Below are 7,537 nucleotides of genomic sequence, written 5' to 3' on the forward strand. Positions count from 1 at the left end.
GCGTAAGTCCAGATGCAGTTCGGCGAGGCTAGGACGACCCCAATACCAATAACCGTTATAGATTTTGTAAATCTTCAATCCAGGTTCCAGCACGAAAGTGTGCGGAATCATCGGCGTGGGATCGGGATCGGTGTACTCTTCGATCTCCAAATCTTGTTTGATTTTGCCTTGTAAGTCGTGCAAAAATGTCCAATCAGCACCGACACCCGATCGTAAAGCGTTGCTCATCATTAAGTTGTCTGTCGATATGCTCAGGAGCCGCACAAAACCAACAGCACATAGTTTGGAAAAATGGACTAGTTCGTGGAGCTGCTGGCGATCTTTGGGGCAATATACGCCATGGTGCAGCGTTAACGCTCTTGCCTTCAGGAACAATAACACTAGTTGCTAACCTCAATAGACGACTCCGAGAAGTTAGAGCGCGTTTTATACTGAAAAGCGTATCGAACCCATGCAACCTCCGCAAATAGAAAAACAACAATTTAGCAGAGATTGCCTTTGTCAATTGTTAGAAAAAAGTCAAAAGCGATCGGCTAAATTGTTGTCCAGAGAAAAGTGCCAACTTAGGCAGTGATGATTGAAGTCGATCGCTCACAAACTACTTCAAAGAACTAGCTGCTTGAGAGAGCAGTTGTCCTAACTCCTTCACCTTTGCCGCAGCACTGGGATCGGCACTTTGAGCTGCTTCAGTAGTACTTTTGCCGATTGCAGAGAGAGCTTCAGCCAGCGAAGCGCCAGTAGCGTTACCAGAAGTCAAAGCTGTCTTGAGCTTACCCAATTCTTCAGCGATAGGGTTGCCTTGTAACTGTTGCTGCCAACCCTCGATGACTGTGACAGCTTGCTTGACAGGAATGGATGTGAGACCCTGTTGTAGAGCTGAGATAGTCGTATTGATATCAATTTGAGACATAAAAACTTCCTGTGTTTGATTTATCGTTGGTGATTTTTTAACTTATTCCTGATTGCCGCCTCACACAGTTCTTATCTTTACCGATCGCCTATCCAAAGTCATCCCTCTTTAGGCTGATACAAATAGGTAGATTACACGATCTGCTATTAATAAATCGGGTTATAGGCTGATACAAATAGGTAGATTACATCACTTGCTATCAATGAATTGGGCAACTAAGTTTATCAGTGCCACCCAACGGCACCGTAGCTACATCAGTAAATTCAATTCTTTGGCACTAACCTTAATAAAAATAGATTGAGGACAGGAACATGAAATCCAAAATATAAAGTAATAAAGATTGTACCTAGCCCAAAAAACTGAATAACTATTTGTCGAAAATTTAGGTATCCTTTCATGAATTTGAGATACCAGATCCAGCAGAAATACTAGGCTACTAATCCAGAGTGTCACGATGACTGTAGCAACTAGCAATCCTGTCAATGACTGCAATTTTGGGTCATGCTGCCCGCAATTCTATCTCGTCTAGCAATACTTGCAGGTCGCTCTAACCATCAAATTTTGTTACGAGCAGATCGCCTAGCACCTTGGTTTGGCAAGCCAGCCGCCGTTCATTATGAATCGAATGAGGACGAAAAAAAGTTCGGATTTTTTCTACCATTGTTGGTGCTGAAACAGCTCCCTCGACTCGAACTAGACAAACACCACAAATGCCATGTCCATGACAGTTAAATCCATCACTATTGAGATCGATATCTTGTTCGAGCAGAGCTTCGTTGAGGTTGGCTCCTCCGTCAACATTAAAAGTCTTGCCTTCAGCGGTAATTTTTGCCACGTTCATGCTCCTATTGGTGTAATGGTTTTGATGGGGATTTAACTACGAACTAATGACGGATAGATCGAATATTCAGCTAGAAACTAGATCTATGATTCATTGTCAACTATATTGATGATATTAATTAATCTCGATTTTTATATCTGTCAATTGGATGAACTATAAAGCTATTATTGACTTAAATGAATAGAGAAAGTTAGTATTTCTCGATTACACAAGTAATTAAATTAATGAGCATATAATAATGGATATTAAAAATTTAGAGATGATTTTTATCTCTGAGTTTTAATTACTAATAGAGGAGTAATTAATTGTTAATTATTAATTGATTTATCTTGAGCCAGGTGAAACAAAAACAGGCTCCGTTGAGTGGTTGAGGTAGCCACTCTGGTTGTGTTTGTAGTAGTTTGCCGTTGAACATCTCCGCTGTCTCTGTAGCAGGATAATCCTCTACCCAGATTTGACCGCCTTCGCCTTCGACAATTTTTTTGACTAATGCTAAACCAATTCCGGTATTTTCATTAGAGGTACTGGGTTTGAGAGTATGAAAAATATCAAAAATACGTTGCCTAGCTTCGCCCACAGGGATACCATCGCCATCATCGACGATCGAGAATTGATAGCGATCGCCTAGATCTTCAGCAGTAATTTCAATCCGACCATCGGCGCGGCTGTGATGTTTGATCGCATTACTGAGTAAATTGGCAAAAACCTGACTCAGTAAGATGCGTTTGGTATCCAGCATCGGGAGGGCAGATAATATTTCAATCTGAAAACTTGGTGAGGACAGAGAATCGACGATCTCAGTTAATAGTTGGGCAACATCAACGGTTTCGATCGCCAGAGCCTGTTTTCCCAACCGTGAATAGTTCAGTAGCCCATCCACTAGGGCATCCATCCGTTTGACTCGTTGGCGCAGTAGGTGAAATTGTTGGCGATCGTTCTCTAAGATCCGATCGCTCAGATCTTCTTCAATCCACTCTGATAAATTGGCGATCGATCTCAATGGAGCTTTGAGGTCGTGGGCAACGATAAAACCAAAGCGATCGAGTTCCTCATTGCGTTCGCTCAACTGTTGTTGCGTCAACATCAGCGCATGGTTGAGCTGTTGCAATTCGATAATTTGGGCTTGGTTGATGAGTTCGAGTTGTTTGCGCTCAGTGATATCGCGAGAGACTAACAAAATTTGTCCCATATCATCGCCAATATCGGGAAGCGGCGTGATGACTACCGACCACCATTTTGGCGTACCTTTGGCGGTCGCACAATAACCATCAAACTTACCAACTCCGCCAGCTTTAGCTATTGCAAAAGCACCAGCGGCAGCTTCAGTATCGTCACTTTGCCAAGAATCGAGCCAGTGAGTATTAGCAACGGTGGCGAAGTCGTCGATCTCCATCATGACTTGTCCACCGCTATTCATATAAAGCAGATGACCTTCTGAGTCTAAAACCTTGATGCAATCAAGATCGCTTTCGAGTATCCGCCGCGTAAATTCTTCACTCCGGTGGAGTGCAGCTTCATCCCGCTTGCGGTCGGTAATATCGTAGACTAAACCAGACATTTGCGGATTGCTCTGTGGCTGAGAGTGTAACTCACCTATCGTCGCGATCCACCGGATTTGTCCATCTCGCAAGACGATCCGATAATCACAGCGAAATTCAGGTAATTGATGGTGGATAGTTTGCTGTAATTGGGTTTCTACCCGCTCTCGATCGTCAGGATGCACCCGATCGATCCATTCGCGATAGAGTTGTTGAGTACTGCCTGGTTCGTAGTCAAACAGGATTTCAAATTCTGGTGTCCAGAATACCTGTTGGTTATTTACATCCCAACTCCAAGCTCCTGCTTTAGCTACGCGGATCGCGACTGATAAACGTTCGCTGTAGAGTCGATCGTGGAAATGTTCGCCCGTTCGTTCGTTCGTTCGTGCTGAGATCCCGCCCTTGGGCAAGAATCAGGATTGTCTCACCTTGAGGATCGCGAATTGGGGTCAGCGAAAAATCGAGCGGCAGCGGTTGATTGTCTGCGCCGATCGCTTCCGTTTTATAGCGAATGTATGCTCCCTGAGCTGCCCGCGCGATCGATTCTTGCAACTGCTGTTGGACTGCTGAGGCAATCCAACAGGGAGCCGACCAAAACGGTAGATCGATCGCAGCTTCAGCCCCGATCCCTAAAGATTTTGCGGCGGTGAGATTCACCTCAATGAGATTACCGTTGGGTTTGAGCAAGGCGATCGATTCAAATACGCCATCGAAGATTGCCCGAAACCTCTGGGCATTGTGCTGGAGCGCGATTGTTACTTGTTTGTCATCGGGAAAATCCGGCATCAACAAGCGTCCGTCTAGATCTCTTGAGTACATGTGACATCTATGTGCATAGTTGCGTATTATTTAGCTGCTGCTTTTGTCTGGAGCTAATCATCCACTGGAATAACTTGCATCAATTCACGATCCAGAATCATTAACCTAAATCCTAAATTAAAAATGTGAGGATCTTGTGAGGAAATGTCAGTCAGCACGACAGATTATAGCCGAGATCGTTATTGAGTAGAGATCGTAGCAAATTTAATTAAATATTCTCAGATTACTGTATGCCTAAACTTTTAATGTAATAAATTTGGATGTATATCTAAACTGTCAATTATCTAAAGTATTATTTGGACTTCAGACCCGTTGCAGCAATGGATTCAAGCCAGAGCTATAAATATTTGATAGCCTATTTAGAGTCTAATTATGTGCTTGAAGAAATAAACAATCTCATAAGACAGCTCAATATCTATCTATTGATTGATTCGTTTGCGATCGAACATCGATAGGCTTAAAAAATAACAACTGTATTCTTTTAATAAAAAAATCTTATTACTCAGAATAAATTTATTTACATCCAAATAAACAATCGCCCAATTATTAATTAATAATTAATAATTATCAATTATTATGACACTTGAATCTAATCGCGACGAGATCTACGTAGCATCGCCGTCTGTGAGCGCAATTACTGTCGCAGCGGCGCACTCTACGGATGTTCCCTCCGGCGTAGAGTGTGACAAGACAGCGGCGCACGAGCCGGAGGTTGCCGCTAACAACGATCGGACAGCAGGCAAGCCGTTCGAGTCTAAATTTCCCGTCGTCGGTGTGGCGGCTTCCGCAGGTGGATTGGCAGCATTTACGCAGCTACTAAGCCATTTAGCTGTCGATACTGGGATGGCATTCGTGCTGATTCAGCATTTAGAACCCGATCGTCAGAGTCTCTTGAGTGAGCTGCTGGCGAGAGTGACCAAAATGCAGGTGTGCGAGGCAAAGCACGGCATGGCGATAGAACCGAATCGGGTGTATACGATTCCGCCGAACACCAAAATGGTGCTAGTTGAGGGGATACTGCAACTATCGCCCCGCGAGAAAGTTTTTGGTAAATATATGCCTGGAGATGCCTTATTTACCTCCCTGGCAGCCGAGTGTGGGCATCGAGCGATCGCCGTAGTATTATCGGGTGGCGATGGTGACGGTTCGCTGGGGCTAACGGCGATTAAGGCAGCAGGCGGCGTGACGTTTGCTCAGTGTCAAGCTACGGCAAACGTCGATAGTATGCCGACTAGTGCGATTGCGACAGGTAACGTCGATTTTGTACTACCGCCAGAAAAAATTGCTGAGGAATTACTAAATCTCAGTCGCAATCCCATGTTTGTCTGTCCGCCGCCGTTGGTGGCGACAGATGGATCTAGTTTTCACAACGGCTCCGCCACCGAACAGCAAGTCGATCTAGAGCAGATTTGTTCGCTACTATTAGCGACTACTGGCATTGATTTTAGTTACTATAAATCCAAAACACTCAATCGTCGGATTCAACGACGAATGCTGTTGTGTCGAGTCGAACAGTTGGCAGACTATGTGGTCTATCTGCAAGCGCATCCAGCGGAAATTAACGCCCTGTATGCAGAAATTTTAATCCATGTCACCAGCTTTTTTCGCGATCCCGCAGCCTTTGAACTGCTCACAACCAGAGTGTTTCCCACGATTACTCAAAATAAGTCGGCATCGCCAATTCGGATTTGGGTAGCGGGTTGTTCGACAGGTGAAGAGGTTTATTCGATCGCGATGTGCTTGCTAGAATTCTTGGCAGATCGCGTCACACTGCCGTCGATCCAGATTTTGGCGACCGATATTAGCGAACCATCGCTCGATAAAGCAAGAGCGGGTATTTATAACGAAAATCAGATGGTGGATGTCTCACCAGAACGTCGTCACCGCTTCTTTAAGCAGAACGTTTCCAGCAGCGGCTCAAATGCTGGAAGTCGCTATCAGATCGATCGAGCAGTGCGCGAACTGTGCGTATTTACTCGTCAAGATTTGGGTAGCGATGCGGCGGGTGCTAATTTCGATCTGATTAGCTGTCGCAATGTCTTGATTTATTTTAATGAATCGCTCCAGCAGCGGATTATGCCGATCTTCCACGAGCGGCTCAACTCGACTGGCTTGCTCTTCCTCGGCATGTCGGAAAGTACGGGAACATCTTCAGATTTATTTACTGTAGTCGATCGACAGCACCAAATTTATGCTAAAAATTCAACCGCCACCCAGTCCACATTTTCAGGTATCCCCAGCAGCGATCTAATCTAAATAACTTGGCACATCGTCAATCCAGCCGGGAAGGTCTACCAGGAGGCGATCTCCAGCAAAAAGTTGAGCAAGTCCAAGCTGCTAATGACAAAATTTTGTGGATCGAACAAGAACTGCAACATAAGCATGAAGAGTTAAAAACTGCGAAAGAAGAGCTTCAGGCAACTACTGAAGAACTCCAGACAATTGATGCAGAACTTCACTACCGACATGCCCAACTGGAGCGAGTCAACCACGATTTGACCGTTGGCGTAGCCTCTGCTGGACGCGAGAATCGCACTCAAGATGATTTCTTATCCAACCTGTCCCACGAACTGCGTAATCCCCTCACGGCAATCATCGGCTGGGCACAACTACTCCAGACCAACAAGCTACCCGCAACCACCGTCACTCACGGTTTGGAAGTAATCTATCGCAGTGCGAAGGTACAATCTCAATCGATCGATGACATGCTGGATCTTTCGCAGATTGCCAGTGGCAAACAGTTGCCCTCTTCAGCGGTACCAAGCGATTTAGCCGCAGCGACGGGAAGATCGAGCGTCACTCAGGAGGTGTCCTTGCTAGAGGGCTTACACATCTTGGCAGTTGATGATGAGCCACATATTCTCGATCTGTTGAAATACATCTTAGAAGATGCAGGAGCAGTAGTAACTACAGTTACCTCGACTAGAGACGCGCTCTCGTCTTTAGTCACATCTGGGGTCAAATATGACGCGCTCTTGTCAGACATCGGGATGCCAGACGAAGATGGTTTGGCATTAATTGGGCAGGTCAGAGCCTTGGATACTCAAGCTGGGGGACAGATTCCGGCGGCGGCAATTACGGCTTATGGTAGCGAACGAGAACGGCAACAGGCGATCGCGGCTGGGTTTCAAGTCCATCTGGCTAAACCCTTTGACGCCGAACAACTAATCCAAATGGTGGCAAATCTGACTGGGCGATTGGACTAATTAAGTAATAATTGATAATTAATAATTATCAATTATTACTCTAATCCTTACCTGACCACTACCCCACTGGTCGCGGAGTAAACCGATCGCACCAACGGACAACTATTGAACTCTAGCTTTCGCCCCTGCTTGGTGACAGTGGCTAATTGTTGGGGATTAGATTGAGGGTTAATCTGGTCTGGGTCGTCAATATCGATCGATCCTGTCAAATACATCTGCGCGT

Annotated in this window: 6 protein-coding genes and 1 pseudogene; 2 read left to right on the forward strand and 5 right to left on the reverse strand. The window is 45.3% G+C overall.

The annotated features are described in order from the left end of the window. From ACEW9J_RS17520 to ACEW9J_RS17540, 5 genes and pseudogenes are all read right to left on the reverse strand, one after another. Positions 1–381: pseudogene (locus ACEW9J_RS17520) on the reverse strand (AhpC/TSA family protein); the annotation flags it as partial. A 217-nt stretch (positions 382–598) separates the two neighbouring features. Next, entirely contained in the window at positions 599–910 is a 312-nt protein-coding gene (locus ACEW9J_RS17525) for a hypothetical protein (RefSeq protein ID WP_373546392.1), read from the reverse strand. Between the two features lie 547 nt (positions 911–1,457). Beyond that, positions 1,458–1,751 carry a 2Fe-2S iron-sulfur cluster-binding protein gene (locus tag ACEW9J_RS17530; protein WP_373546393.1) on the reverse strand — a complete coding sequence of 98 codons (294 nt, stop codon included), beginning with the start codon at positions 1,749–1,751 and terminating at the stop codon, positions 1,458–1,460. A gap of 301 nt (positions 1,752–2,052) precedes the next feature. Then, positions 2,053–3,699, reverse strand: a complete 1,647-nt coding sequence (locus ACEW9J_RS17535) for an ATP-binding protein (protein WP_373546394.1) — start codon at positions 3,697–3,699, stop codon at positions 2,053–2,055. After that, the gene (locus tag ACEW9J_RS17540; RefSeq protein ID WP_373546395.1) at positions 3,596–4,108 is read right to left on the reverse strand and encodes a PAS domain-containing protein; all 513 of its coding nucleotides are present in this window, start codon (positions 4,106–4,108) and stop codon (positions 3,596–3,598) included. The genes ACEW9J_RS17535 and ACEW9J_RS17540 overlap by 104 nt, the downstream gene beginning before the upstream one ends. A 576-nt stretch (positions 4,109–4,684) precedes the next feature. On the opposite strand from ACEW9J_RS17540, the gene ACEW9J_RS17545 reads away from it, so the two are divergent. Both ACEW9J_RS17545 and ACEW9J_RS17550 read left to right on the forward strand, forming a co-directional pair. After that, complete coding sequence (locus ACEW9J_RS17545) at positions 4,685–6,364, forward strand: CheR family methyltransferase (protein WP_373546396.1); 1,680 nt, start codon at positions 4,685–4,687, stop codon at positions 6,362–6,364. A gap of 5 nt (positions 6,365–6,369) precedes the next feature. Then, on the forward strand, positions 6,370–7,314 hold the full coding sequence (locus tag ACEW9J_RS17550; RefSeq protein WP_373546397.1) for a response regulator: 945 nt from the start codon (positions 6,370–6,372) through the stop codon (positions 7,312–7,314). Positions 7,315–7,537: the final 223 nt, after the last annotated feature.

Origin of the sequence: Chamaesiphon sp. (assembly GCF_041737865.1) — a bacterium.
Classification (GTDB): domain Bacteria; phylum Cyanobacteriota; class Cyanobacteriia; order Cyanobacteriales; family Chamaesiphonaceae; genus Chamaesiphon.

What these genes read in the sequence shown, in the direction of transcription:
- ACEW9J_RS17530 (WP_373546393.1), bottom strand. Translation starts at nt 1,751, where the DNA reads ATGAACGTGGCAAAAATTACCGCTGAAGGCAAGACTTTTAATGTTGAC.
- ACEW9J_RS17540 (WP_373546395.1), bottom strand. Translation starts at nt 4,108, where the DNA reads ATGTACTCAAGAGATCTAGACGGACGCTTGTTGATGCCGGATTTTCCC.
- ACEW9J_RS17525 (WP_373546392.1), bottom strand. Translation starts at nt 910, where the DNA reads ATGTCTCAAATTGATATCAATACGACTATCTCAGCTCTACAACAGGGT.
- ACEW9J_RS17545 (WP_373546396.1), top strand. Translation starts at nt 4,685, where the DNA reads ATGACACTTGAATCTAATCGCGACGAGATCTACGTAGCATCGCCGTCT.